Origin of the sequence: Thioalkalivibrio sp. (assembly GCF_041690275.1) — a bacterium.
Classification (GTDB): domain Bacteria; phylum Pseudomonadota; class Gammaproteobacteria; order Ectothiorhodospirales; family Ectothiorhodospiraceae; genus Thioalkalivibrio.
On record NZ_JAWLHP010000026.1, the window covers coordinates 10334 to 34747 of the forward strand.

Sequence of the window (24414 nt, forward strand, 5' to 3'; positions counted from 1 at the left end):
GCCCGGTCGACGGCCGCAACGCGACGAGAACGGAGGATCGTGTTTCCGGTTGCCAATGGTCTATTCTCCGGTTGACGTGCGGTTGCCAGCGGCCACACACGCGCCCTTCGGCCCTGGACGGCGCGGCGATCGGCGCCTACATTGGGACGCTTGCTGGAGATAACAAAAAAGGAGTCGAGATGAGGAGTGAGAGCGCGCACAAGCCCCTGCCATCGCACAAGCCCCTGCCATCGCACAAGGCCCGGCCGGGGGCCCGGCTGCAGCAGCCTACCGAGGCCCCGCCGCTGGTCACCGTCTCTTCCTCGGCGCTGTGCGTGATGACCGATTTCCGCAAGGTGCCGGTCGCGACCATAGGGCCGACCGCGACGCTGACCGAGGCGACCCAGGCGATGATCAAGCGGGGCGTGCGCCTGCTGCTCGTGGTTGATGACCAGGAGGACGTGATCGGTCTGATCACCGCTCGTGACACCCAGGGCGAGAGGCCGATCCAGATGGTTCACGAGCACGGGGGGCGCTACGACGATCTGCAGGTGCGCGACCTGATGGCGCCGGTGGACGGCATCGATCTGCTGGAGATGTCCCGGGTGATGCGGGCCGAGGTGGGCGACATCGTCGCAACCCTGAAGAACTGGGGTCGCCAGCACGCGCTGGTCGGGGAGCTGGATCCTGCAACCGGGACGCATCGCATCCGCGGCATGTTTTCGGCGACGCAGATCAGCCGCCAGCTCGGCCTGCCGGTGCAGACCTTCGATGTCGCCCGGACCTTCGCCGACATCCAGGCGGCACTGTCGAAGGCGTACTGACTGGCGGCGCCCCGGGGACGGATCTGCGGCGGCCGGGGGACAGATTTGCAAAGCTGTCCCCCGCCTTTGCCGCGCCCCACCCCAACCTCCCCGCAGGCGGGGGCGGGGGTTGACGCCCCTATTTCGCGTTGAGGCTCCGGTAGTAGTCCATCAGGATCTCGGCCACCTCGATGCGGGAGAACTCGGGCGGGGGCGGTTCGCCGCGGCCCAGCATCTCGCGTACCTTCGTGCCGGATAGGAGTACGAAGTCCTCCTTGGTGTGATCCGGTACATCCCGCATCATCACGACGCGGTTGAGCTTCTTCGAGTAGGCGGTGTGGTCCGCGCGGAAGATCTCGATCTCGAGCGCGTCGGGGGGCACCTCGGTGTCGAAGATGGTCTGGGCGTCGAAGGCTCCGTAGTAGTCACCAACCCCGGCGTGATCGCGACCGATAATGAAGTGGGTCGCACCCATGTTCTGACGGAACAGCGCGTGGAGGACCGCCTCGCGGGGTCCGGCGTACAGCATGTCAAAGCCGTAGCCGGTGATCATCACGGTGTTCGGCGGGAAATAGACTTCCGCCATCTTGCGAATGGCGGCGTCCCGAACGGGCGCCGGGATGTCGCCGGGCTTTAGCTTGCCGAGAAGCATGTGAATCACCACGCCGTCGGCGTCGAGCTGCTCCAGCGCCATGCGGCAAAGCTCCTCGTGGGCGCGATGCATCGGGTTGCGGGTCTGGAAGGCGACCACCTTGTTCCAGCCACGCTCGGTGATCTCGTTGCGGATCTCGACGGCGGTCCGGAAGGTGTCGGGGAAGTCATCCTGGAAGTAGGAGAAGTGCAGAACCTGGATCGGACCGGAGACGCAGATACGGCCGACACTGTTGAACGCGGCGACTCCTGGGTGCTCGGGGTCGGTGGTGCGATAGACCTGCTGCGTAATGAACTCCATCTGCTCGGGAGTGAACTCCTCGATCGCCTCCACCTCCTGGACGGCGAGGATCGGATTGCCCTCCATGTTGGGATCACGCAGGGCGATCCGCTTGGCGCCCCGGATCGCGTCGGCGTTTTCCAGCAGGTTGACGATCGGGACCGGGAAGAACAGTCCCTTGGTGGTGCGCATCTCCTTTGCGCAGCCCATCGCATCGGCGACATTCATGAAACCGGTGAGGGGGGTGAAGTATCCGCCACCCATCATCACCGCGTTACCGGCCGCGGCCGAGCTGATCAGCACGGAGGGAAGGGTCTCGGCCTCCTGCATCAGGGCGTGGTGCTTTTCGGTATCGTAGACAAAGAGCGGCTTAAGGGTATCCGCACCGTGTGGTTTCATCATGGGCTGTTTCTCCTGCCGAAGGTGGATGTGGATATCTGCTGTGTCGGCGGCGCGGCCGCCGCATTTGTGGTAGCCAGGTCGTCCCCGACCGGACGGGTTTAAGAGCCACAGGCGGCGGTAACGTAGCACAAGATGATGCAAAACGGGCGGGGGATTTTAATCAGCAAACGCTGATCAACGGCGCTCGTTGCCGGCACTGCCGCTTCGCGGGCAGACAGCAATATCCTGAAATGCCTCGGGGTGAAGATCGCGCGCGGCCCGCTCCGGGCTTAGTCTCGCGCCCACTCGTGGCCGATTCGTCCAAGAGCCGAATAAAGGAGGGGGTATGCCGCGCTTCGACCCATTCGACGATCTCGCCGGCAAGGCACCCCGATCCCCCGGCAGCGGTTCCGCAGGCGGGCTGGGGATCGCCCTGCGCTGGCACAGCGTGGAGGCCGCCCACCTGGACAGCCGGGTACTGTCCTGTCCGGCCCCCGAGGCGCTTCCGACGGCGCTGCGCGGCCTGCTCGCCGCGGACGGTGCCGGCACGGTGACCAGGGCATTCGACCCCGGCGAGCTCCTCCCGGACTGGCAGGATGCCCGGATGGTGACGGTTCCGGGCGGTTTCTTCCGGCGCACGCTGGGACGCAGCCGGGTGGAACCCCGGGCCGGCCGCTTCTACCCCGGGCCCTTTCTCGAGGGCGCCCCGGGGCTGCCGCCCGGAACGCCCACGGCCTTCCGCGTGATCTCGATTGCTGCGGACGGCGAGATCGCGGTGGACTTCAACCATCCGCTGGCCGGGCTCCCGGTGGATCTGGAACTGCGGCTGCTGGATCTCTCGCCGCCGGTCGAGCCGCCGGCAGACGTGGGCCGCGCGGCAGTGACCAACGGTCCGGGCATGCAGTCACGCTGGCGCGGCCAGCCGACGGACTTTGGGCACGGGGCTCCGTTTGCCCGCGCCGATGCCGGACCGGATGCCGAGTTTTACGCGAGTCCCAGGATGGTGCAGCACATCGATGACGCCGCGCGTGCGCGGATCGCCCGCCTCTACCGCGCCCTGCTGCCCGAGACGGGGGATGTGCTCGACCTGATGAGCAGCTGGACCTCTCATCTCGATCCGGCGGCCTCTGCGCTGCGGGTCGCGGGGCTGGGGATGAATGCGGAGGAGCTGGCCGCGAACCCGATGCTTCGGGAGCGCGTGGTGCACGACCTCAATCTCGAGCCGCGTCTGCCGTGGCCCGACGCCCGCTTCGACGCGGTGATCTGTACCGTGTCGGTCGAATACCTGGTGCGGCCGGTCGAGGTCTTCCGGGAGGTCCGGCGCGTCCTGCGACCCGGGGCCCGCTTCCTGGTCACCTTTTCGAACCGCTGGTTTCCGCCGAAGGCGATCGTGCCGTGGGCGGAACTGCACGAGTTCGAGCGCATGGGGCTGGTGCTGGAGTTCTTTCTCGAGGCCGGGGGCTTCGGGGCGCTGAACACCTGGTCCCTGCGCGGCCTGCCGCGACCGCCCGAGGATCCGTATGCCGGCCGCCTCGCGACGGCGGACCCCGTCTACGCGATCTGGGGCCAGGCGATGTGATGGAGGACGGGAACCGGTTCCCGCCGCCGGGGCCCGGCTTCGCGCGGGAGGGCGGCGGCGAGGCGCCGGACTCGAGGGGGCTCAGGTGTCCCCGGGGGCCGGCTTGCGCGGGGGGCGCCCACGCCCGCGCCCGTCGCCGGACGGGCGTGCCCCGCCCCGCGGCCCCCGAGGGCGGTCGCCGGGTTTGCGCCGTGCGCGCGGGGGCGGGCGCTTCAGCTCTCGGGGCAGGTCCTCGGGATAGAGCATTTCGGTGGGGATGCGCTGCCCCAGGTAGGCCTCTATGTCCGGCAGGTAGAAGGCGGAATCCTCGCAGCCGAAACTGATCGCGTCGCCCTGGGCACCGACTCGACCGGTGCGTCCGATACGGTGCACGTAATCCTCGCCCGACTGCGGCAGATCGAAGTTGAAGACATGGGTCACGTCCGGGATGTGCAGGCCGCGCGCCGCCACGTCGGTTGCCACCAGGAAGGTGTACTGTCCCTCGGCAAACTGGGCCAGCAGGCGCGTGCGCTTGTTCTGGGGCACGTCGCCCGAGAGCAGGGCGGCCTTCAGGCCGTTCGCATTCAGCCAGTCGCAGACGCGCTCGGCCCAGTGCTTGGTGTTCACGAACACGATCGCGCGTTGCGGCCCGATCTTGCGCGCAAGCCCGATCAGCAGCGGGATCTTCTGGTCGTTTGCCGGGTAGTAGATCACCTGGCGGATGTTTTCGGCGGTGACGGTCTCGGCCTCCACCTGGACCTTGTCCGGGTTGTTCATGTGCTCGTAGGCCAGTTCCATCACCCGCCAGGACAGGGTGGCCGAGAACAGCATGGACTGGCGCTGGGCCGGCGGGGAGCAGCGGCGCAGCAGGTAGCGGATGTCCTTGATGAAGCCGAGGTCGAACATGCGGTCGGCCTCGTCGAGGACCACCACCTCGACCCGCTTCAGGCCGAACACACGCTGCTTGTGGTAGTCGATGATGCGGCCCGGCGTGCCGATCAGCACGTCCGCCCCCTCCCGGAGCCGGTCGCGCTGCTCTTCGTAGCCGGTGCCGCCATAGGCGAGCGCGAACCTCAGACCGGTGTGCCGGCCGAGCAGCAGCGCGTCCTTGTGAATCTGGATCGCCAGCTCACGCGTCGGCGCCAGCACCATCATTCGCACATCGGTCGCGCGCCGGTCTTCGGCCGGCGGGTTGCGCAGGAGACGGTCGAAGGCCGCCAGCAGGAAGGCTGCGGTCTTGCCGGTCCCGGTCTGTGCCTGGCCGGCGACATCCCGACCGGCCAGCGCAATCGGCAGGGTCAGGGCCTGGATCGGGGTGCAGAACTCGAAGCCCGCGTCGCGGATGCCCTGCAGCACGGGTTCGGGAAGGTCGAAACCTTCGAAGCGGATGCCGGAGTTGTCGGCCTCGGTCATGGGACTCCCATGGGCGCAGACGCCCGTTCAACTTGAACTCACCCGCGAAATTGACCGATAGTAGCAGGTGACAGAGGGCACGCTTTCCGCGCCCCACAGTCAATCAACGAGGAACCGGTGTGAGCGAAAATATTCATTATACCTCGGATGCCAGTTTCGAGGCCGACGTCCTGAAATCCGATCGGCCGGTACTGGTGGACTACTGGGCCGAATGGTGCGGTCCCTGCAAGATGATCGCCCCGATTCTCAGTGAAATCGCCGAAGAGTACGACGGCAAACTCAGGGTTGCCAAGCTGAACATCGACGAGAATCCGGCGACGCCGCCGAAATACGGCATCCGGGGGATCCCGACCCTGATGCTGTTCAAGGATGGGGACGTCGAGGCCACCAAGGTCGGCGCCCTGAGCAAGTCCCAGCTGACCGCCTTTCTCGACCAGCATCTCTGACCACTGCCCGGGGCATCCCGCCATCAGGCGAGGATCCCCGGTAGATCCCTCCGCGGCTTCAATACTTGCCTGAAGGCACGTCCTCGCCTATAGTCCGCCAAGGCGCCGCGTCCCCGGCGCTTCCCGCCTCCCTCCAGAAGCCCCGGCCACCGCCCCGGTCGCATTGCGATCCCGCATCTACTCACGTCAGAACAGTACCCGATGAATCTCACCGAACTGAAGCAGAAGACCGCTGCCGACCTGGTCACATTCGCCGAGGCGCAGGGCATCGAGAACATGTCCCGGGCCCGCAAGCAGGACATCATCTTTGCGCTGCTGAAGGCGCATGCAAAGAACGGCGAACCGATCTATGGCGATGGCGTGCTGGAGATCCTCTCCGACGGCTTCGGTTTTCTGCGCGCGGCCGACAGCTCCTACCAGGCGGGTCCGGACGACGTCTACGTCTCGCCGAGCCAGATCCGGCGCTTCGGGCTGCGCACCGGCGACACCATCTCCGGCAAGATCCGGCCACCCAAGGACAATGAGCGTTACTTCGCGCTGCTCAAGGTCTCGCAGATCAACTTCGAGCCCCCGGAGAATGCGCGGCACAAGGTGCTGTTCGAGAATCTCACGCCACTGCACCCGAACGAGCGCATGCGCATGGAGCGCGGCAACGGCTCCACCGAGGACATCACCGCGCGCGTGATCGACATGGTGGCACCCTTCGGAAAGGGTCAGCGCGGGCTGATCGTCTCGCCTCCGAAGGCCGGCAAGACGCTGATGCTGCAGAACATCGCCCAGAGCATCGCGACCAACCATCCGGACTGCTACCTGATCGTGCTGCTGATCGACGAGCGCCCGGAGGAGGTCACGGAGATGACCCGGATGGTGCAGGGAGAGGTGGTCTCGAGCACCTTCGACGAACCCGCCACCCGACACGTGCAGGTCGCCGAAATGGTGATCGAGAAGGCCAAGCGCCTGGTCGAACACAAGCGCGACGTGGTGATTCTCCTCGACTCCATCACCCGTCTGGCGCGCGCGTACAACACCGTCGTGCCGAGCTCCGGCAAGGTGCTGACCGGGGGTGTCGACGCCAACGCGCTGCACCGTCCGAAGCGCTTCTTCGGCGCGGCGCGCAACATCGAGGAGGGCGGCAGCCTGACCATCCTCGCGACCGCGCTGGTGGACACCGGCTCCAAGATGGACGAGGTGATCTACGAGGAGTTCAAGGGCACCGGCAACATGGAGATCCACCTGGATCGCCGCATCGCGGAGAAGCGGGTCTACCCCGCGATCAACGTGAACCGCTCCGGTACCCGCCGCGAGGAGCTGCTCACCCAGCCGGATGAACTGCAGAAGCTGTGGATCCTGCGCAAGTTCCTGCACGGCATGGACGATCTCGAGGCGATGGAATTCCTGCTCGGCCGCATGCAGTCCTCCAAGACCAACGCCGACTTCTTCGACATGATGCGCCGTACCTGACGCAGACCTCAGGCGTCTCCCAGCACCTCGAAGCGGGCGATCCGGTCAAGCCGCAGGATGCGGCGGCGGTCCAGGGCGTCGCGCAGGATCAGGTACTCGGCATGCCGCCGGGTCCTGAGATCGAGCGGGCGGACCACCTCGAGGTGCGTGACGCCCCGCCCGATCCAGCGCAGGCGCAGGGCGCGCTTCTGCAGGATCGCGAGCTCCAGCCGGGAATACTGCGCACAGTCCATCGGCGCGTACCGGGGAACCGGGGTCATTCGCCCTCCCGCCAGACCGCGATCTCCGGCTCCTCGCCATCCCCGGAGTCCACGCGGCGGAAGACGATTGGCGCACAGCAGACGCCGCAGTCCTCCACCCACTCCCGTTCCCCGCTGACCATGTCGATGCTGGCCTCCCCGGGGGCCCCGCACCAGGGGCATGGATAGCTCACGAATTCAATCGGGCGGGTCATCGTCTTCCAGAAACATTTCCAGCAGGTCGTTGAGAAAGCGCAGACCGTGTTCCGTGGGTCGCAGCACGGCCGGATCGGGATCGAGCAGGCCGCGTTCCCGGGCCTGGGCCAGCAGCGTGCCGATCCTGTCCGGGGAGAGCCCGGTGCGCTCCGCGAACAGGGATGCGGGTACCCCGGCGGTCAGACGCAAGGCATTCAGCATGAACTCGAAGGGCAGCGAGCGTGGCGCGACCGGTTGGCTGGACACGGCCTGCGGATCGCGCAGATAGGCATCCGGTTGCCGTGGCTTGAGCAGCCGGGTCACGGTGCCGGTGGTCGGGTCGGTGAGCTTGCCATGGGCTCCCGCCCCGATGCCGAGGTAGTCCCCGAACTCCCAGTAGTTGCGGTTGTGCCGGCATTCACTCCCCGCCAACGCGTAGGCCGAAACCTCGTAGCGAGTATAGCCCGAGCGCCGCAGCAGGGCCTGACCGCGCTCGAAGAGCTCGGCGACGCTGTCCTCCGGCGGCAGCGCAGGGGGGCGCGCCGCGAACAGGGTGTTCGGTTCCAGCGTCAGCTGGTACCAGGAGATGTGTCCGGGCGCGAAGTCCAGGGCGGTGCGCAGGTCATCCAGGCCCTGCCGCAGCGATTGACCCGGGAGGCCGAACATCAGGTCCAGGTTCATGCGTTCGAATCCTGCCCGCTGCGCCTGCTCGATCGCGGTCCGGGCATCGGCACCGTCGTGGATTCGACCCAGCCGCTCAAGCAGCGCCGGATCGAAGCTCTGTATGCCCAGCGACAGGCGATTGACGCCCGCCTCGCGATAACCGCGGAAGTGGCCCCGCTCGACGGCACCGGGGTTGGCCTCCAGCGTGACCTCGAGATCCGGCCGCCAGGGGAGCAAGGCGCGCAGCCCCGACAAGAGCTCGTCGACAGACTCGGGCGCGAACAGGCTGGGGGTGCCGCCGCCGACGAACACGCTCTCCAGCCGGCGGCCCCAGACCCGCGGCAGCTGGCCCTCCAGGTCCTGCAGCAGCGCGGCGACGTAGCTGCGTTCCGGCAGCTCGCCACGCTGCTCGTGGGAATTGAAGTCGCAGTAGGGGCACTTCCGCAGGCACCAGGGGAGGTGGACGTACAGTGCCAGGGGTGGGGTCCGGTCCGGCCCCGGTCCGGACCCCGAAGCGCGCATGTCCGTCACCGCCACCCCTTCAGGCCTGCTCCAGCCGCCGGGCCAGTCGCTCCACCATCGCCCGCACGGCCTGCCCCCGGTGGCTGAGCCGGTTCTTTGCGGCCTCGGAGAGCTCGGCGGAGGTGCATCCGTGCCCGGGCAGGTAGAACACCGGGTCGTAGCCAAAGCCGCGGGGGCCCGCCAGCGCCTCCGCAACCCGGCCTTCCCAGCTCCCCTCGGTGATGATCGGCGACGGGTCGTCCGCGTGCTCGAGGAAGACCATCACGCAGCGAAAGCGCGCACCCCGCGCCTCCGGCGGCACTCCCTGCATCGCGGCGAGCAGTTTCTCGTTGTTCTTGCGGTCGTCGCCCGCGGGCCCGGAATAGCGGGCGGAGTAGATGCCCGGTTGCCCGCGCAGGAAATCGACCTCGATCCCGGAGTCGTCGGCGAGTGCCGGCATCCCCGTCTGTCGTGCGGCGTTGCGTGCCTTCAGGATCGCGTTTTCCACGAAGGTGAGACCGGTCTCCTCGCATTCCTCGACCTGCCACCGTGATTGCGGGACGATCTCGGCGCCCATCGGGCGCAGGAGTTCGGTGAGTTCGCGGATCTTCCCGGCATTGCCGGAGGCCAGCACGATGCGTTTCATCTTCGTTCCGTACCTTGGCGTGAAGGTTCAGCCACGGATGGACACGGAAATCCGGGTTCCCGTGGTCGTTCAGGCCGCGAGCGTTTCCTGCTGACGCAGGATGATCTCGCGAATGCCCTTTTCTCCGAGTTCCAGCATCGCATCGAGTTCATCGCGGCGGAAGGCGTGGCCCTCGGCTGTGCCCTGGATCTCGATCACGCCGCCGGCCTCGTTCATCACCAGGTTCAGGTCGGTCTCGGCCTGGGAGTCCTCGACATAGTCGAGGTCGAGTACCGGCAGGCCCTGAAAGATCCCGACGGACACGGCCGCAAGCTGGCCGTGCAGCGGGTTCCTCTTCAGCACGCCGGTCTTCAGGCACTGGGTCACCGCGTCGCAGAGGGCGACGTAACCGCCGCTGATGGCGGCGGTCCGGGTTCCTCCATCGGCCTGGAGCACGTCGCAGTCGATGATGACCTGCCGCTCGCCCATGGCCTCGAGATCGACCACCGCGCGCAGGGCCCTGCCGACCAGCCGCTGGATCTCCAGGGTGCGCCCCCCCTGCTTGCCGCGCGCGGATTCGCGAACCATGCGGTCGTGCGTGGCCCGGGGAAGCATTCCGTATTCCGCGGTGACCCAGCCCCGACCCCGGCCCTTGAGGAAAGATGGCACCCGCGTCTCCACCGTCGCGGTGCAAAGCACCCGGGTATCGCCGAATTCCACGAGGACGGAACCCTCGGCGTGGCGCGTGAAATGGCGCGTGAATCGAACCGGGCGCATCTGATCGGGCTGGCGGCCGCTGGGTCGCATGGACTTTCCTCGAGACTGGAATGAGCGGCGCAGTATACGGGAGGCGAAGGGCGCACGCGTCTACAATGGGGGACGCAGGCGACACACGAGAGCGCAAGGATACCCTGATGACAGCCAGCATGACCGGATATGCCCGCCACGCCACCGAGACCGATGGCCAGTCTCTGGTCTGGGAGATCAGGAGCGTGAATCATCGGCACCTGGATCTTCGGATTCAGGTGCCGGACGCTCTCAGGGCGCTCGAGGTTGAGGCGCGCGCCATGCTGCAGGAGTTGCTTGCGCGGGGCAGGGTGGAGGCCGTGCTGCGCGTGGAGACGGATCCCACCACCGACGAGATCCGTTTCGATCATGAGCGCGCCACGGTCCTGATCCGGACGCTGCGCGAGATCGACCAGATGATGGTGAACGGGGCCCGCGTCTCGGCACTGGATGTGCTGACCTGGCCCGGCATCATGCAGCGCGACGAGCCGGTCGATATCGAAGCCCTGCGCGAGCCGGTGCTCGAGGGCCTGAAGGCCACGATCGGCGAGTTGCGTGCAATGCGGCTCGCGGAGGGCGCGACGCTGCGGCAGGCCCTGGAGACGCGCCTGGACGCGTTCGCCGAACGGGTGCGGCAGCTGCGCGGGCGCCGTACCGAGGTGCTGGAGGCACAGCGGGAAAGGCTGCGCAGCCGGATCGCGGAGCTGGATCTCGCCCTCGATGAACAGCGCCTCGAGCAGGAGGTTGCACTGCTGGCCCAGCGTCTCGATGTGGACGAGGAGCTGGATCGGCTGGACGGGCACCTGGCCGCGATGCGGGAGATCCTGGGACGCGACGAACCGGTGGGTCGACGCCTGGATTTCCTGATGCAGGAGTTCAACCGGGAGGCAAACACCCTGGGGTCCAAGTCCCACGACCTGGAGACCACCCGGGTCGTGCTGGAGATGAAGGTCCTGACCGAACAGATGCGCGAGCAGGTCCAGAACATCGAATGACCCGTCGGGTCGCGATCAGCGGGCGAACGGATTCTTGAAAACGCCTTCGCAGTCCCCAGATATCCGTCAGGAGTAAACCGACACCCGATTGGAGGTGACAAACATGACCCTGATGCGTTACGAACCCTGGAGCCTGCTCAACCAGCTTTCGCGCGAGATCGAACGGCTGCACGAGTCCGGTGACCGCGACGAACCCGCAATCACCGCCGACTGGAGCCCCGCCGTGGATATCCGCGAGGAGTCCGATGGCTACGTGCTGCACGCCGATCTGCCGGGTGTGGACCCGAAGGACATCGAGGTGCACATGGAGAACGGCGTGCTCACCATCCGCGGCGAGCGCAAGCGCGAGAGCGAGGAGGAGCGGGAAGGCTACAAGCGGGTCGAACGGGTGCGTGGTAGTTTCTTCCGGCGCTTTGCATTGCCGGATACCGCGGACTCGGACAATATCTCCGCGCGTTGCCAGAACGGCGTGCTCGAGGTGAGGATTCCGAAGCAGGCGAAGGTACAGCCGCGCCGGATCACCGTCGAGGGCTGAGCGGGCCACCGGACCGCATCCGTTCGGAACGGCGCGCCGTCCGGGCAACCGGGCGGCGCGCAGCGCGCGTGGTGTCCGGGTTGCCGGATGCGCGCTGATGTTTCCTCGAACCCAGCAGGCTGACGGGACCGTCTATGGAATTCAAGGACTACTACAGGATTCTCGGCGTGCCGCGCTCGGCCAGCCAGGACGACATCAAGAAGGCCTACCGGCGCCTCGCACGCAAATACCACCCCGACGTCAGCTCCCAGTCCGACGCCGAGACACGCTTCAAGGAGATCAACGAGGCACACGAGGTGCTCGGCGACCCCGAGCGGCGCAGCGCCTATGACCGCCTGGGGGCGAACTGGCGGGCCGGGCAGGAGTTCCGGCCCCCGCCGGGCTGGGCCGGCCGCGGCGGCGGGGCGCCCGGGGGCGGCGGCCAGGGCTTCGACGGCTTCTCGGATTTCTTCGATTCGCTGTTCGGTGGCCGTGCCGGAGGCCGCCGTCGCGGCGCCGGTTTCCAGATGCGCGGCGCGGACCGCACCGGTGTTGCGGAGATCACGCTGGACCAGGCCCTGCAAGGCACCGAGGTCACGGTAAACGGCGGCTCGGGCGGTTCCCGCCGCGTGCGGATTCCGCCGGGCGCTCACACCGGCACGCGCCTGCGGGTGCGGGGGCAGGGTGAGCCCGGCGCAGGCGCGGGCACGCCCGGCGACCTGCTGCTGGAGATCCGCGTCCGTCCGGACCAGCGCTACCGCCTGGAGGGCAGGGACCTGCACCGGGACCTGCCGATCACTCCCTGGGAGGCCGCACTCGGGGCCACCATCGATGCTCCGACTCCGCAGGGCATGGTGCGGCTCAGGATCCCGCCGGGGACCCAGTCGGGCAAGGTGATGCGGCTGAAGGGGCGCGGTCTTCCCGGCAAGACACCGGGCGACCTCTACCTGCGCCTGATGATCGAGGTTCCGTCCGCGGAGGAGGCGGGGCAGTGGTACGAAGAGATGGCGAAGACCTCCGGTTTCCGGCCGCGGGCGCGGCTGCGGCCCTGACGGTCACGCGTCCGGACCCGGATGGTCGTCGGGATGTTCGCGCGGCACTCGGGCCGCGGGAGGGTCGATGGATGAGAACGATGCTTTTCTGGTTGTCTCTGATGCTGCTGTCCACCACCGCGGAGGCACGCCTGCCCGCCGGAGTGGACGGCGAACCGCTTCCGACGCTCGCCCCGATGCTCGAGCGCACCGTGCCCGCGGTGGTGAACGTGTCGACGCGCGCGGTGGTGGTCGAATCGGTGAGCCCGCTGTTCGATGACCCCTTCTTCCGGCGTTTCTTCGACCTGCCCACGCAGCCGCGCCAGCGTCAGCGCCAGGGACTCGGCTCGGGCGTGATCGTGGATGCCGATCAGGGGCTCATCCTCACCAACAACCACGTGATCGAGCGGGCGGACGAAATCGTGGTCACGCTGCACGATGGCCGCCGCTTCGATGCCGAGGTGATCGGCGGCGACCGCGAAAGCGACATCGCGCTGATCCGCATCGAGGCCAGCGATCTCCGGGCCCTGCCCTTTGCCGACTCGGACCGGTTGCGCGTGGGGGACTTCGTGGTCGCGATCGGCAACCCCTTCGGGCTGGGGCAGACGGTCACCAGCGGCATTGTCAGTGCCCTCGGCCGCAGTGGCCTGGGGGTCGAGGGACTCGAGGACTTCATACAGACCGATGCCTCGATCAATCCGGGCAATTCGGGCGGCCCGCTGGTCAACCTGCGCGGCGAGCTGGTCGGAATCAACACCGCCATCATCGCGCGCGGCGGCGGCAACATCGGAATCGGTTTTGCGATCCCGATCAACATGGCGCGGGCGGTGCAGGATCACCTGATCGAGGACGGTGCGGTCACCCGCGGCCAGCTCGGGGTCTCGATCCAGGATCTGACGCCCGATCTGGCCCAGGCCTTCACGCTGGATCTGACCGGCGGTGCGGTGATCGCTCAGGTGGAACCCGGCTCTGCTGCGGAGCGGGCAGGCCTGCGCGCGGGGGACGTGGTGATCGAGGTCGATGGCCGGCCGGTGCGCGGAGCCAGTGATCTGCGCAACCGCATCGGCCTGCTGCGCGCCGGCACCGAGGTCGAGCTGCGCCTGCTGCGCAACGGGCGCGAACAGCTTGCGAGCGCGCGCATCGAGGCGCCGCAGCCGCAGGAACTGGATGGCGAGGCTGTCGACTCGCGACTGGCAGGGGCCCGTTTCGAACGGGTGCTGGACCGGGAGGGCACGCCCCGGATCCGGATCGCCCGGGTGCAACCACGTTCCCCCGCGGCGCGGGCAGGCCTGCGCGAGGACGATATCGTACTTTCGGTGAACCGGCGTGAGGTCGAGCGGCTGGACGATCTGCCGGCGTCGGCTCGGTCCGGCGGCGGGACGCTGCTGCTGAACCTGCAGCGGGGCACCAGCGCCTTCTTCCTGATGCTGCAGTAGCCTCGGTTCCGGGTCTGCCGGCCACCGGACCCGGGACGGCGCCCGGGGTTGCTCAATGCCCCGGCGTATTCTTCTCCACCCAGCGCTGGCTGCCGTCTGCCAGCCGCTCGCGCTTCCAGAAGGGTGCCTCGTGCTTGAGCCGCTCCAGGATCTCGGAGCAGGCATCGCGCGCAGCGACGCGGTGCGCGGACCAGACCGCGACCAGCACCAGGGTCTCGGCCGGCTCGACCGCGCCCACGCGGTGTGCGACCTCGCAGGTGATCGACGGCCAGCGGGTCTCGGCCTCCGCGACGATGCGTTCCATCTCGCGTTCGGTCATGCCCGGGTAGTGTTCGAGGAACAGCGCCCGGACGTCCTGGTCCTCGTTGAAGTCGCGCATGCGTCCGGCAAACACGGCGCAGGCACCGAATCCCTCCAGTGGCAGTCGGCGCTCCCGGTCCCGCACCAGGGTCCAGGGATCGAAGGCGTGGTTGAACAGCCGGACCGCCACGGAACCTAGCCTCCGGTCACCGGCGGGAAGAAGGCGACCTCGTCACCGTCCGCAACCGGGGTGTCCAGACGTGCGTGGGTCTGGTTCACCGCCGCCATCAGTCGGGCGGGCGGGTCGCCGTGCAGGTGGCGCCAGAGATCGCCCACGGTCTGCAGTTCCCCGGTCACCGTGACCTCGTCGCGGTCACGCCCGATATCCTCGCGCAGGCGAGCGAAATACTGGACGGTGATCGTCACGTTGGCGGCCCCTACACATCTACAGGTCGGTCCCGCATTATACGGGCATGGATGACCTCACACATTTTGACGCGTCCGGAAAGGCCCATATGGTGAACGTCGGCGGGAAGCCGGTCAGCCACCGGGTCGCAGTGGCGGAGGGCTGCATCCGCATGCATCCGGACACCGCAGCCCGGATCCAAGCCGGCGACCACCGCAAGGGCGACGTGCTCGGTATCGCCCGGGTCGCCGGGATCATGGGGGCCAAGCGCACGGGCGATCTGATCCCCCTCTGCCATCCGGTCGGGCTCACGCGTGTCGCCTTGGAACTGGAAACGGGAGAGGATCACGTGCGCGCGCGCGCCACCTGCGAGGTGCAGGGTCAGACCGGAGTGGAGATGGAAGCGCTCACGGCGGTGAGTGTGGCGCTGCTGACAATCTATGACATGTGCAAGGCGGTCGACCGCGGGATGCGCATCGAGGACGTCCGGCTCCTCGAGAAGCACGGCGGACGCAGTGGCAGCTGGATCGCGGAAGTCGAAACGGGAGAATCACAATGAAGTGGATCGTGCGTTTGCTGGGGCTGCTCGGCGTGCTGCTGCTGATTGCGGTGATCGTCGCCGTTTATCTGGTGGCGACCTTCGACCCCAATGACTACAAGGGCCGGATCGAGGCGGAGGTCGCGGAGGCCACCGGTCGTGAGCTGACCCTGGCCGGCAGCATCGAGCTCACCCTGTTCCCCTCGCTCGGTCTGCGGCTCGAGGACGCGCGCCTGGCCAATGCGGAGGGGTTCGGAGAGGCGCCGTTCGCCGAACTGCGGGTGATTGATCTGGCGGTGGCCGTGATGCCGCTGCTGCGCCGCGAACTCGAGGTGCAGCGCATCGAGGCCGACGGGGTTACGCTGCGGCTGGCCCGGGACGCGGATGGCCGCAGCAACTGGGACGACCTGCTGGAGCGGTCGGAGGCCGCGGCCGCCGAGGAGCCGGACAACGGGCCGGGCAATTCCGGAGCTGAAGGTGCGCCGGGCATCGCGCTGGAGGAGTTGCAGGTCGCGGGTCTGGAGGTAACCGGACTGCGGGTCGAGTGGGACGACCGGCAGGCCGGCACGTTCATGCTCCTGGATCCGGTCAACCTGGAACTACGGGACTTCCGTCCCGGCGTCGAGACGCCGATCGACCTGGCAGCCTCGGTGCGGATCGAGGAGGCGGACCAGGCGCCGGTCGCGGCCGACCTGCGTCTGGATGCGCGGTTGAATCTGGACCTGGCGGCAGAGCGCTACGCGCTGCGCGCGGTCCGGTCCGAAGTGGATCTGCGCCATCCCGCGCTGGAGCAGGAGGTGAGTCTACGGCTCGAGACCGACCTCGTGCTCGACATGGCAGATGCCACCGCCCGGGCCGACAGCCTCTCCGCTCATCTCTCCGACCTGCACCTGACCGGCCGTCTGGAGGTCAGCGGTCTGGACGCAGAGATGCCCTCGCTGCAGGCCGAGCTGCGCAGCAACACCTTCAATCCTCGGGTGGTGTTCACCAGCCTCGGCCTCGACGCCCCCAGGACCACCGACCGCGAGGCCTTCACCCGCATGGAACTGGATGTCTCCGCATCCGGCACTCCCCTCCGCCTGGAGCTGAACCCCGTGCTGGTCACCCTGGACGACACCAGCATGCGCGGTGACGGCGAGGTGGATCTGGCCGGGGACCGCCCCGTTGTGCGCTTCGACCTCGCCGGCGATCGTCTGGACGTCGACCGGTACCTTCCGCCCGAGGTGGAGCGGGCCCGTACCCCGGAGACGCCGGATGCGCCCGATCTCCCGGCGGAGGACATTCCGATCGACCTGCCGGTCGAGCTGATGCGCGCCTTTGATCTGGATGGTCACCTGCGTCTCGATTGGCTGAAGCTGTTCGGGCTGACGCTCGAGGACATCGACCTGACGCTGCGCGCCCGCGATGGCGAGTGGAACGTGGAGCCACTGACCGGCAACGGCTACCAGGGCCGGCTGGAGGCCCGCGCGACCGTCGATGCCGGCGGTGAGGTGCCCGGTTACGCGGCCGCGGTCGACCTGCGTTCGGTGGCCATCGGCCCGCTGCTGGAGGCACTGCTGGAGGACGAGTCGAGGCTGGTCGGCACTGGAAATCTCGCCCTGGATGTCCGTACCGGAGGAGGGAGCGTGAACGCACTGATGGCCGGGCTGAACGGCCAAGGGGAGATGCGCTTCAGCGACGGCGCGGTGCGCGGCATCAATATCGCTCGAATCATCCGCAATGCCGAGGCCAGGCTCCGGGGGGAGACCCCGAAGGACGAAGGGGAGCCGGACGAAACCGATTTCACGGCGCTGGCCGGCAGCTTCCGGATTCGCGACGGCGTGGTGCAAAACGACGACCTGACCGCCAGTTCGCCCCTGCTGCGCGTGGCCGGCCGGGGTTCTGCCGACCTTCCGGCCCGCGAGATCGACTACCGCCTGGATACGACCCTGGTCGCGACGATCGAGGGCCAGGGTGGACGGAGCCTCGAGGATCTGCGCGGCTTGACGCTGCCCATCCGCATCACCGGGAGCTTCGAGGAGCCGCGTTTCCGGCTCGATCTCGAGGAGGTGGTGCGCGAGCGGGTCGACCAGCGCCTGCGTCGCGAGGGCGAGCAGCTGCAGGAGCGGCTCCTCGAGCGCTTCGGTCTGGACGATGGAGCCGGCGATCAGCAGGAGGCGGCGCCCGAGTCCGGAGACACGGAATCCGGACCCCTCGAAGAGCAGATGGACCGCTTGCGGCGCGGTTTCGGCGAAAGACTGCGCCTGCGATGACGTCTGCCGGGTGGCTGCTGCCCTGGCTGCTGCTGTGGGTCCTGGCGCCGGACGCGGTCGCCGAGCCCGACGTCGATGTCAGCTTCGACGGTTCGAGGCTGGAATTCCGTCTCGACGCGACGATGCGTGCGCCGCCATCGCAGGTCGAGACCGTCCTGAATGACTACTCGAGGTTCGATCGTGTCCTGCCGCTGGTGGTGGAGAGCCGATCCCTGGGCGAGGTCGCCGATGGCGTCGAGCGGGTTGCCACCCGGATGCGCGGCTGTGTGCTGTTCCTGTGCCGGGAGATCGATCATGTCTTCGACGTGCGCGCGATCCCGGGGCAGTGGTCTTCCGGCATCACCGTGCCGGAACTCAGCCGGATTCGCCGTGGGCACATGTCCTGGCGGATCGAGGCGCAGGACGGGGATGGCGCGCGCTCGCGTCTGCAGCTCTACGGTTACTTCGAACCCGATTTCTCCGTGCCGCGTCTGCTCGGGCCCCCGCTGGTGCGCCTCTGGGTGGGCTCGGAGCTAGAGAAGAGCGTGGGCCGCATCGAGGAGGCCGCCCTCGCGCTCGGTGAGCGGGGGGCAATGGCGGTGGAGGCCCGGTGAACGCCTTCGCCAGCCGGCTGCTGGCGTGGTTCGATGTTCACGGCCGGCATGACCTGCCGTGGCAGCATCCGCGCAGCGCCTACCGGGTATGGGTCTCGGAGATCATGCTCCAGCAGACCCGTGCCGAGACCGTGATCCCCTACTTCCTGGCCTTCATGGCGCGTTTCCCGGACGTCCGCGCGCTGGCGGATGCGCCTGCCGACGAGGTCCTCCACCTGTGGTCGGGCCTCGGCTACTACGCCCGCGCCCGCAACCTGCACCGGGCGGCGCGCCACGTGATGGCAGTCCACGGTGGCGAACTGCCCGCGAACAGGCATGAGCTGGAGGCCCTTCCGGGGGTCGGCCGGTCGACGGCCGCGGCCATCGTCGCACAGGCCTTCGGTCAGTCGGAGGCGATCCTTGACGGCAATGTCCGGCGGGTGCTGGCGCGCCATGCGGGCATCGACGGATGGCCTGGGGGGGCGGCGGTGCAGCGGCGCCTCTGGTCTGTCGCCGAGGAGCGTATACCCGGCCTGCGCATGGCCGATTACACCCAGGCGATGATGGATCTCGGGGCGACCGTCTGTACCCGCAGTCGACCGGATTGCCCCCGATGCCCGGTCGCGGCGGATTGTGTCGCGCTGGCCGAGGACCGGGTCGCCGATCTGCCTGCCCCGCGGCCCAGCCGAGCGCTGCCGGTGCGGACACGCTGGGCCGGTCTGCTGTCGGCGCCGGAGGGCGTGTACCTGGAGCGCCGCCTTGCGTCCGGCATCTGGGGTGGCCTCTACAGCCTTCCGGAACGCGAGGATGCCGGAGAGCTGCGCGACTGGATCCTCTCACGCTGGCCGGGTGCCCGGCAGATCGAGCCACCGGTCGATCGGATCGGGCATGTCTTCAGTCATTACAGGCTGGACCTGCGCATCCTGCGGTTCGCCCTGCCGTCCGCGACATGCGGGATCATGGAAGGGGAACAGGCGATCTGGTATAACTCGCGCCTTCCGATGCGGGTCGGGCTGCCCGCCCCAATCGAACGTTTTCTGATCGAGCACGGGAATTCCGAATAATGGCGAGAACCGTTAACTGCGTGTACCTGGGTCGCGAGGCGGAGGGTCTGGACTACCCGACCTATCCTGGCGAGCTGGGCAAGAAGATCTTTGCCAACGTCTCGAAGGAGGCCTGGCAGGCCTGGCTGAAGCACCAGACCATGCTGATCAACGAGTACCGTCTGAGTCCGATGGAGCCGAAGGCGCGGAAATTCCTCGAAGACGAGATGGAGAAGTTCTTCTTCGAGGGCGGCGCGCAGCGTCCCGAGGGCTACGTGGATCCGAACCAGTAAGGTTTGCGTCCCACCGCACCCTTCCGCCGCCGGTCCCCGCGGGTCACTGCTTGACGCCCGGGGCAGCTGCCGGTTTAATAGCGCCCTTCGCCTGCAGGCGACCGCCTGCCCAAGTCCGGCCAGGTAGCTCAGTTGGTAGAGCAGGGGACTGAAAATCCCCGTGTCGGCGGTTCGATTCCGTCCCTGGCCACCATCTCCTTTCGCTGGTTCCCCGCGTGCCTGCCGCCTGGCGGGGTGCGCACTGGCGTGCGCGCACCCCCATGACCCCGGGTCCCGGCCGAATCGGTCCCGCGCCGACCTTGCAGGCGCGGGCATGATAGGGTGAGCCGACGCGGATCCCGAGGCGGCAACGCCGCGCAGCTGCCCGATCGGGTGCATTGCAGCCAGGCGGTCCGGATCGCGTTCAACCCGATTCGCACACGGCCCCCGGTCATGAATCATCGGTACCTGCGCATCCTGACTCCCCTGCTGGCCGCCCTGACGGCGGTGCTGCTCGGGGGGTGTGACATCAGCCTGTCCGTGAGCAACAGGACGTACATCGTGGATACGGATCCGGGACCGGGCGGCGACATCGATCCCCGGGTGAAGCGGGTGAGCAGCGGCGGCCGCGCCTCGTTTCGGATCCTGCCCGATGCCGGTTTCGAGATCGATTCCGTGTCGGGTTGCGGTGGCTCGCTGGCGGGCACGCATTACACCACGGAGCGGATCTGGTCCGACTGCGTCGTTCGGGCCCGGTTTCGGGAAGCCGGACCGGCCTCGATCAGCCTGTCTCCGGAGATCTCGCACATGCTTCTCTACCGGGGTCCCGCGGACGGCGACGCGGAGCTGATGATTGATGATCCCGGGATGACCCGGCAGCCGTCGGCCGCGGCTGCACGCGCAGGCGGGGCCTGTGCTGGCGGGGCGGTCAGCGAGTTCGCGCGACATGACAGTGCGGCCGGGAGCAGATGCGCGCGGGATCCGCTGTTCCGCTTTTACGGGCCCTGGGAACAGGCCGGGGACGTGCTCGCCGAGGCCGGCGCGGTGCAGGGGGTGGTGGACGCCGGCTTTGCATCCCTCGGATCGCCCGGCGGCGGCACCGGCTTCGACCGCCACGGCCGGTTCTCGCTGCGGACGACGATCGAGGCGATTCCGGCCGGCGGGATGACGCGGACCTACACGCTGGTGCACGAGTGGGTCGGGCATCCGCAATACCTGCTGATCGAATCGGTGCCGCAGGCGAGGCCACCGGGCTTCGACCTCGCGGTGCGCACGCGCGTGCTGGTCACGGCCGTGGAGGCGGGGGAACCGGATCGCGTGGCAGACGGGCACGAGCAAGGCGTGACCGTGATGGACGAACGCCTCGACGAACACGGTCGTGTCGAGTTCCACCCGCCGGCCGACTCGCCGCTCTACGCGCTTGCGGGCCCCGTGCGCTTCACGATGCGGGTTGAACAGGAGATCTCCGCGGGCCGCGAGGCGAGATGACGCCGGGTCGGGGCACCCGGTCGCCAGCGTTCCGCTGGCCCGCTCTCAGGCCGTGGCGCCGGGCCGGGCGGCCGGCTGCGGCGGCGCGGCCGCACCGGTGCGGGCGACGATCTGCCCTCCCTTGATGGCCAGCACCTCGCCGGCCTCCACCGGCTCCCAGGCTTCGCGGGTCAGCGGAACGCTGGCGACCAGGGTGACCCGCTGCCGGGCCTCGTTGAGTCCGAGGGTCAGGCCCTCGATCGGCTTGGGGTCCCGGCCCTCGGGCCGGGAGGGGCAGGTGCGGCAGAGCGTGTACAGACCCGGTGGCTCGATCCGGCCGCTCGTCTCCTGGGTGCGCTGGTGCCCGTGCACGTAGAGGTATTCCGAATCGCCGTACAGGAAGTTGGCCGGACCAAAGGGCCTCAGCAGGGCCGCGAAGGCGGTCACCGCGGCGAGGCGCGACTCGAGGGCCGGGACCTCGGACCCGGCCCACAGCGGTTCCAGGCGCGCGAGCAGCAGGCAGAAGGCGTGTTCGGAATCCGTATCCCCGATCGGCCGGAAACGGCCCAGGTCGGCGGCGGTGGCCTCTTCGAGGCCGATCAGATCACCGTTGTGGGCGAACACATGCATCCTTCCGCCGAGCTCGCGGGCGAAGGGCTGGGTGTTTTCCAGGGACACCGCGCCCTTGGTGGCCTGGCGTACGTGGGCCAGCACGAAATGGCTGCGGTATTCCTGCTCGCTGAGGAAGCGGATGCCGCTGCTGCGGCTGGCAGCCCCGGTCTCCCGGAGGCGGCGGGCATCGCGGCCCGAGTAGAAGGCCGCGCCCCAGCCGTCCTTGTGCGGCGCACTCAGGCCACCGCGCTCGGAGAAGGCCTCGAGCGAGATCGAGAGCGTGGCGGGCTCCAGGCTGGACATCGCGAGCAGTTCACACATGGCGCTTCATTCGGGGGGCAGGCATCGGGCTTCCGGTCGCGGGCGCTCGAATACCTTCTTCGCGTGTAATCAGCAGTATCCGTCGGGTCCCTGCAGGGGTCAAACCCGCCGGGGATGTCCCCGCCGCGCGTCATCCGGCATGTGGCGGCCGGTTGGCGGCGACCGGTCCTCAGCGCAGGCCGTAGTCCCTGAAGCCCTCCCGCACGCGCTCGATTTCGGCCTCGGAGAGCAGATCCGGTCCGCCGAGCATCAGGCTCAGTATGTACTGCCGCGCAAGCACCTCGATCTCCCCGGCCAGCCAGAGGGCCCGGCGAAGGTCGGTCCCGGTGGCCACCACGCCGTGATTCGCCAGCAGGCAGGCGCTCCTGCCCTCGAGGGCCTCGATCGCATGCTCGGACAGCTCCGCGGTCCCGAAGGTCGCGTAGCGGGCACAGCGGATGTTCGGGCCGCCGCCCGCGGCCACCATGTAGTGCGCCGCCGGGATCTCCATGCCGCGCATCGAGAGGGCCGTGGCGTGCACCGAGTGGGTGTGCACGACCGCGCCGATCCGTGGACGCGCCTGCAGGATGCCCAGGTGCAGCCGCCACTCGCTGGACGGGCGCTGGCCCGCAGTGTGTTCCCCGTCGGCGTCCAGGAACACGATGTCCCCGGGCTCGAGTTCCTCGTAGGGGATCCCGGACGGGCTGATCAGCATGCCGTCGCCCCAGCGGGCGCTCACGTTGCCGGAGGTGCCCTGGTTGATGCCCTCGCGATTCATCCGCAGGCAGGTATCGATGATCGACTGGCGCAGCGACAGTTCGGTGGGGTCCATCTCGCGGCTCCGGGGCCCTGGGTCATCGGGCGGGAACATACCGCGCCGACTATAGCAGGACGGTTGCCGCCGTGATGCCCCGGAACCCGTCGCGGAGGGCCGATGCACCGCAGCGGCCCTCCGTGTGACAATGGTCGCCATGGACTGGAAGGCGCTGCAGAATGGCTCGGACATCCGCGGGGTTGCGCTGGCCCCGGCGGGTGGTGCGGACGCCGACGTGAATCTGACCCCGGCGGTGGTCCGGCGCATCGGCTCCGCCTTCGCGCGCTGGCTGGGACAGACCCTCGAACGCGAGCCGCGGGCGCTGACCATCGCGGTGGGTCGCGACAGCCGCATCAGCGGTCCGGCGCTGGCGGCTGCGCTGTCCGAGGGAATCGCCGCGCAGGGCGCGCGGGTGCTGGATTTCGGGCTGGCCTCCACCCCGGCGATGTTCATGAGCACCGTGACGCCGGGATACCGCTGCGACGGCGCGGTGATGCTGACCGCGAGTCACCTGCCCGCGCACCGCAACGGCTGCAAGTTCTTCACCGCCCTCGGCGGGCTGAACCGGGAGGACATCACCACGCTGCTCGAGCTCGCCGGAAGCGGCGACCGTGAGCCCTCCGGTACGGCGGGGCCGGTCGAGGAGATCGACTTCATGTCCGTGTATACCAGCCAGTTGGTGGAACGCATCCGGCAGGGCGCGGCGGACCCGGCGCACCCGAACCAGCCCCTCCGCGGGCTGCAGATCGTCGTTGATGCCGGCAACGGGGCCGGCGGGTTCTTCGCGGACCGCGTGCTCGAGCCGCTGGGTGCGGACACCACCGGCAGCCGGTTTCTGGAGCCCGATGGCCACTTCCCCAATCACGTGCCGAATCCCGAACACCCGGACGCGATGGCCGCGCTGCGCGAGGCGGTACTGGGCCATGGCGCGGATTTCGGCATCGCCTTCGATCCCGACGTGGATCGCGCGGCCGCGATGGACGGCTCCGGGCGGGAGATCAACCGCAACCGGCTGGTGGCGCTGGCCGCGGCGGTGGTGCTGCGCGAGCATCCCGGGACCACCATCGTCACCGACTCGGTGACTTCGGAGGGCCTGACCGAATTCATCGAGGACGGGCTCGGTGGCGTGCACCACCGCTTCCGCCGGGGCTACCGGAACGTGATCAACGAGGCGGTGCGGCTGAACGCGGCCGGTCAGCCCTGCTGGCTGGCGATCGAGACATCGGGGCACGCCGCGCTGAAGGAAAACCACTTCCTCGACGACGGGGCATACCTGGTCGCGATGCTGCTGATCGAACTGGCGCGGGCGCGCAGGGAAGGTCGCGATCTGGGCGACCTGATCGCGGAGCTTCGGGAGCCGGCCGAAAGCCGCGAGTACCGGATCGGGCTGCCGGCGCAGGACTTTGCGGCCCGGGGCGGACGCATCCTCGACCTGCTGCGGGAACGCGTCGCGGCCGAGCCTGGCTGGGAGGTCGTGCCGGAGACCCACGAAGGCGTGCGCGTCACCTGCCGGGGGGAAGGGGAGCGGGGCTGGTTCCTGCTGCGGCTGTCCCTGCACGATCCGGTGCTGCCCCTGAACGTCGAGTCCGAGGTCGTCGGCGGCGTGGACCGGATCGGGGGCCGTCTCGCACGACTGCTGTCCGCGCAGGGGATACCAATGGACCTGAGCATGCTCGGCGCCCAGACCCGTACGGATGCGACCTGACGCCCACCGGGGCGTGGTATTGCCCATTTTCCGGCGCGGACGCCCGGTTGCAACTGGACCGGCGGGCGGTGCGCGGCCATTCCGGGCGATCCCGTCGGTCCATAGTCTTCGCCTTCGGCAAATCCCGACGACCTTTGCTATTAACTCTTTGACCAGGAATTCCTTTGCGGCTAGCC

The 24414-nt window shown here is 68.4% G+C and carries 25 protein-coding genes, 1 tRNA gene and 1 pseudogene; 16 read left to right on the forward strand and 11 right to left on the reverse strand.

Annotation, left to right across the window (positions count from 1 at the left end):
- The first annotated feature begins 179 nt into the window (after nucleotides 1-179).
- Entirely contained in the window at nucleotides 180-803 is a 624-nt protein-coding gene (locus tag ACESMN_RS06715) for a CBS domain-containing protein (protein WP_373052823.1), read from the forward strand.
- A 118-nt stretch (nucleotides 804-921) separates the two neighbouring features.
- On the opposite strand, the gene sat is transcribed toward ACESMN_RS06715, so the two are convergent.
- Complete coding sequence (sat, locus tag ACESMN_RS06720) at nucleotides 922-2115, reverse strand: sulfate adenylyltransferase (protein WP_373052824.1); 1194 nt, start codon at nucleotides 2113-2115, stop codon at nucleotides 922-924.
- Between the two features lie 325 nt (nucleotides 2116-2440).
- Between sat and ACESMN_RS06725 the strand changes: the two genes are divergently transcribed.
- Nucleotides 2441-3673 (forward strand): methyltransferase domain-containing protein, encoded by a 1233-nt coding sequence (locus ACESMN_RS06725; protein WP_373052825.1) that lies wholly within the window; start codon nucleotides 2441-2443, stop codon nucleotides 3671-3673.
- A gap of 81 nt (nucleotides 3674-3754) precedes the next feature.
- Here the strand turns inward: ACESMN_RS06725 and ACESMN_RS06730 are convergent, their stop codons facing one another.
- On the reverse strand, nucleotides 3755-5065 hold the full coding sequence (locus ACESMN_RS06730) for a DEAD/DEAH box helicase (RefSeq protein ID WP_373052826.1): 1311 nt from the start codon (nucleotides 5063-5065) through the stop codon (nucleotides 3755-3757).
- Between the two features lie 119 nt (nucleotides 5066-5184).
- Between ACESMN_RS06730 and trxA the strand changes: the two genes are divergently transcribed.
- Together trxA and rho are read left to right on the forward strand one after the other, a co-directional pair.
- Complete coding sequence (trxA, locus tag ACESMN_RS06735) at nucleotides 5185-5511, forward strand: thioredoxin TrxA (RefSeq protein ID WP_373052827.1); 327 nt, start codon at nucleotides 5185-5187, stop codon at nucleotides 5509-5511.
- Nucleotides 5512-5712: 201 nt separating this feature from the next.
- Nucleotides 5713-6972 (forward strand): transcription termination factor Rho, encoded by a 1260-nt coding sequence (rho, locus tag ACESMN_RS06740; RefSeq protein ID WP_373052828.1) that lies wholly within the window; start codon nucleotides 5713-5715, stop codon nucleotides 6970-6972.
- A gap of 8 nt (nucleotides 6973-6980) precedes the next feature.
- Here rho and ACESMN_RS06745 read toward each other — a convergent pair whose 3' ends face one another.
- The 5 genes from ACESMN_RS06745 to rph form a co-directional block, all read right to left on the reverse strand.
- Nucleotides 6981-7232, reverse strand: coding sequence for a transcriptional antiterminator, Rof (locus ACESMN_RS06745; protein WP_373052829.1), 252 nt, complete (start codon nucleotides 7230-7232; stop codon nucleotides 6981-6983).
- Nucleotides 7229-7426 carry a CPXCG motif-containing cysteine-rich protein gene (locus ACESMN_RS06750; protein WP_373052830.1) on the reverse strand — a complete coding sequence of 66 codons (198 nt, stop codon included), beginning with the start codon at nucleotides 7424-7426 and terminating at the stop codon, nucleotides 7229-7231. The genes ACESMN_RS06745 and ACESMN_RS06750 overlap by 4 nt, the downstream gene beginning before the upstream one ends.
- A complete protein-coding gene (gene hemW / locus ACESMN_RS06755; RefSeq protein ID WP_373052852.1) occupies nucleotides 7410-8591 on the reverse strand; it encodes a radical SAM family heme chaperone HemW in 1182 nt (393 codons plus the stop codon). Before hemW ends, ACESMN_RS06750 begins: the two co-directional genes overlap by 17 nt.
- A gap of 19 nt (nucleotides 8592-8610) precedes the next feature.
- Entirely contained in the window at nucleotides 8611-9216 is a 606-nt protein-coding gene (gene rdgB, locus ACESMN_RS06760; RefSeq protein WP_373052831.1) for an RdgB/HAM1 family non-canonical purine NTP pyrophosphatase, read from the reverse strand.
- Between the two features lie 69 nt (nucleotides 9217-9285).
- Entirely contained in the window at nucleotides 9286-10002 is a 717-nt protein-coding gene (gene rph, locus ACESMN_RS06765) for a ribonuclease PH (RefSeq protein ID WP_373052832.1), read from the reverse strand.
- A 107-nt stretch (nucleotides 10003-10109) separates the two neighbouring features.
- On the opposite strand from rph, the gene ACESMN_RS06770 reads away from it, so the two are divergent.
- From ACESMN_RS06770 to ACESMN_RS06785, 4 genes are all read left to right on the forward strand, one after another.
- On the forward strand, nucleotides 10110-10976 hold the full coding sequence (locus ACESMN_RS06770) for a YicC/YloC family endoribonuclease (RefSeq protein WP_373052833.1): 867 nt from the start codon (nucleotides 10110-10112) through the stop codon (nucleotides 10974-10976).
- 103 nt (nucleotides 10977-11079) lie between these two features.
- Entirely contained in the window at nucleotides 11080-11511 is a 432-nt protein-coding gene (locus ACESMN_RS06775) for an Hsp20/alpha crystallin family protein (RefSeq protein ID WP_373052834.1), read from the forward strand.
- A 134-nt stretch (nucleotides 11512-11645) separates the two neighbouring features.
- The gene (locus tag ACESMN_RS06780; RefSeq protein WP_373052835.1) at nucleotides 11646-12542 is read left to right on the forward strand and encodes a DnaJ C-terminal domain-containing protein; all 897 of its coding nucleotides are present in this window, start codon (nucleotides 11646-11648) and stop codon (nucleotides 12540-12542) included.
- A gap of 71 nt (nucleotides 12543-12613) precedes the next feature.
- Nucleotides 12614-13957, forward strand: coding sequence for a DegQ family serine endoprotease (locus tag ACESMN_RS06785; RefSeq protein WP_373052836.1), 1344 nt, complete (start codon nucleotides 12614-12616; stop codon nucleotides 13955-13957).
- Between the two features lie 52 nt (nucleotides 13958-14009).
- Here the strand turns inward: ACESMN_RS06785 and ACESMN_RS06790 are convergent, their stop codons facing one another.
- Together ACESMN_RS06790 and moaD are read right to left on the reverse strand one after the other, a co-directional pair.
- A complete protein-coding gene (locus tag ACESMN_RS06790; protein WP_373052837.1) occupies nucleotides 14010-14447 on the reverse strand; it encodes a molybdenum cofactor biosynthesis protein MoaE in 438 nt (145 codons plus the stop codon).
- 5 nt (nucleotides 14448-14452) lie between these two features.
- Complete coding sequence (moaD, locus tag ACESMN_RS06795) at nucleotides 14453-14683, reverse strand: molybdopterin converting factor subunit 1 (protein WP_373052838.1); 231 nt, start codon at nucleotides 14681-14683, stop codon at nucleotides 14453-14455.
- Between the two features lie 47 nt (nucleotides 14684-14730).
- Here moaD and moaC point away from each other — a divergent pair, with 47 nt between their 5' ends.
- The 7 genes and pseudogenes from moaC to ACESMN_RS06830 all read left to right on the forward strand — a co-directional run bounded on the left by moaC (nucleotide 14731) and on the right by ACESMN_RS06830 (nucleotide 20828).
- The gene (gene moaC, locus ACESMN_RS06800; protein WP_373052839.1) at nucleotides 14731-15222 is read left to right on the forward strand and encodes a cyclic pyranopterin monophosphate synthase MoaC; all 492 of its coding nucleotides are present in this window, start codon (nucleotides 14731-14733) and stop codon (nucleotides 15220-15222) included.
- Nucleotides 15219-17453, forward strand: a complete 2235-nt coding sequence (locus ACESMN_RS06805; RefSeq protein WP_373052840.1) for an AsmA family protein — start codon at nucleotides 15219-15221, stop codon at nucleotides 17451-17453. The genes moaC and ACESMN_RS06805 overlap by 4 nt, the downstream gene beginning before the upstream one ends.
- Nucleotides 17450-18046 (forward strand): SRPBCC family protein, encoded by a 597-nt coding sequence (locus ACESMN_RS06810; RefSeq protein WP_373052841.1) that lies wholly within the window; start codon nucleotides 17450-17452, stop codon nucleotides 18044-18046. Before ACESMN_RS06805 ends, ACESMN_RS06810 begins: the two co-directional genes overlap by 4 nt.
- A pseudogene (gene mutY / locus ACESMN_RS06815) lies at nucleotides 18043-19105 on the forward strand (A/G-specific adenine glycosylase). The gene ACESMN_RS06810 and the pseudogene mutY overlap by 4 nt, the downstream one beginning before the upstream one ends.
- Nucleotides 19089-19361: an oxidative damage protection protein gene (locus ACESMN_RS06820; RefSeq protein ID WP_373052842.1), complete on the forward strand. Its 273-nt coding sequence runs from the start codon at nucleotides 19089-19091 to the stop codon at nucleotides 19359-19361. Before mutY ends, ACESMN_RS06820 begins: the two are co-directional and overlap by 17 nt.
- Nucleotides 19362-19478: 117 nt before the next feature.
- Nucleotides 19479-19554: transfer RNA gene (locus ACESMN_RS06825), tRNA-Phe, on the forward strand.
- 239 nt (nucleotides 19555-19793) lie between these two features.
- Nucleotides 19794-20828 (forward strand): hypothetical protein, encoded by a 1035-nt coding sequence (locus ACESMN_RS06830; protein WP_373052843.1) that lies wholly within the window; start codon nucleotides 19794-19796, stop codon nucleotides 20826-20828.
- A gap of 45 nt (nucleotides 20829-20873) precedes the next feature.
- Here the strand turns inward: ACESMN_RS06830 and ACESMN_RS06835 are convergent, their stop codons facing one another.
- On the reverse strand, nucleotides 20874-21740 hold the full coding sequence (locus ACESMN_RS06835; protein WP_373052844.1) for a class II glutamine amidotransferase: 867 nt from the start codon (nucleotides 21738-21740) through the stop codon (nucleotides 20874-20876).
- A 169-nt stretch (nucleotides 21741-21909) separates the two neighbouring features.
- Nucleotides 21910-22551, reverse strand: coding sequence for a class II aldolase/adducin family protein (locus ACESMN_RS06840; protein ID WP_373052845.1), 642 nt, complete (start codon nucleotides 22549-22551; stop codon nucleotides 21910-21912).
- Nucleotides 22552-22690: 139 nt separating this feature from the next.
- Here ACESMN_RS06840 and ACESMN_RS06845 point away from each other — a divergent pair, with 139 nt between their 5' ends.
- Nucleotides 22691-24238: a phosphomannomutase/phosphoglucomutase gene (locus ACESMN_RS06845; protein WP_373052846.1), complete on the forward strand. Its 1548-nt coding sequence runs from the start codon at nucleotides 22691-22693 to the stop codon at nucleotides 24236-24238.
- Nucleotides 24239-24414: the final 176 nt, after the last annotated feature.

Coding starts and splice junctions, on each gene's coding strand:
- ACESMN_RS06715 (WP_373052823.1), top strand. CDS start 180: ATGAGGAGTGAGAGCGCGCACAAGCCCCTGCCATCGCACAAGCCCCTG.
- sat (WP_373052824.1), bottom strand. CDS start 2,115: ATGATGAAACCACACGGTGCGGATACCCTTAAGCCGCTCTTTGTCTAC.
- ACESMN_RS06725 (WP_373052825.1), top strand. CDS start 2,441: ATGCCGCGCTTCGACCCATTCGACGATCTCGCCGGCAAGGCACCCCGA.
- ACESMN_RS06730 (WP_373052826.1), bottom strand. CDS start 5,065: ATGACCGAGGCCGACAACTCCGGCATCCGCTTCGAAGGTTTCGACCTT.
- rho (WP_373052828.1), top strand. CDS start 5,713: ATGAATCTCACCGAACTGAAGCAGAAGACCGCTGCCGACCTGGTCACA.
- ACESMN_RS06745 (WP_373052829.1), bottom strand. CDS start 7,232: ATGACCCCGGTTCCCCGGTACGCGCCGATGGACTGTGCGCAGTATTCC.
- ACESMN_RS06750 (WP_373052830.1), bottom strand. CDS start 7,426: ATGACCCGCCCGATTGAATTCGTGAGCTATCCATGCCCCTGGTGCGGG.
- hemW (WP_373052852.1), bottom strand. CDS start 8,591: ATGCGCGCTTCGGGGTCCGGACCGGGGCCGGACCGGACCCCACCCCTG.
- rdgB (WP_373052831.1), bottom strand. CDS start 9,216: ATGAAACGCATCGTGCTGGCCTCCGGCAATGCCGGGAAGATCCGCGAA.
- rph (WP_373052832.1), bottom strand. CDS start 10,002: ATGCGACCCAGCGGCCGCCAGCCCGATCAGATGCGCCCGGTTCGATTC.
- ACESMN_RS06770 (WP_373052833.1), top strand. CDS start 10,110: ATGACAGCCAGCATGACCGGATATGCCCGCCACGCCACCGAGACCGAT.
- ACESMN_RS06775 (WP_373052834.1), top strand. CDS start 11,080: ATGACCCTGATGCGTTACGAACCCTGGAGCCTGCTCAACCAGCTTTCG.
- ACESMN_RS06780 (WP_373052835.1), top strand. CDS start 11,646: ATGGAATTCAAGGACTACTACAGGATTCTCGGCGTGCCGCGCTCGGCC.
- ACESMN_RS06785 (WP_373052836.1), top strand. CDS start 12,614: ATGAGAACGATGCTTTTCTGGTTGTCTCTGATGCTGCTGTCCACCACC.
- moaC (WP_373052839.1), top strand. CDS start 14,731: ATGGATGACCTCACACATTTTGACGCGTCCGGAAAGGCCCATATGGTG.
- ACESMN_RS06805 (WP_373052840.1), top strand. CDS start 15,219: ATGAAGTGGATCGTGCGTTTGCTGGGGCTGCTCGGCGTGCTGCTGCTG.
- ACESMN_RS06810 (WP_373052841.1), top strand. CDS start 17,450: ATGACGTCTGCCGGGTGGCTGCTGCCCTGGCTGCTGCTGTGGGTCCTG.
- ACESMN_RS06820 (WP_373052842.1), top strand. CDS start 19,089: ATGGCGAGAACCGTTAACTGCGTGTACCTGGGTCGCGAGGCGGAGGGT.
- ACESMN_RS06830 (WP_373052843.1), top strand. CDS start 19,794: ATGAATCATCGGTACCTGCGCATCCTGACTCCCCTGCTGGCCGCCCTG.
- ACESMN_RS06835 (WP_373052844.1), bottom strand. CDS start 21,740: ATGTGTGAACTGCTCGCGATGTCCAGCCTGGAGCCCGCCACGCTCTCG.
- ACESMN_RS06840 (WP_373052845.1), bottom strand. CDS start 22,551: ATGGACCCCACCGAACTGTCGCTGCGCCAGTCGATCATCGATACCTGC.
- ACESMN_RS06845 (WP_373052846.1), top strand. CDS start 22,691: ATGGACTGGAAGGCGCTGCAGAATGGCTCGGACATCCGCGGGGTTGCG.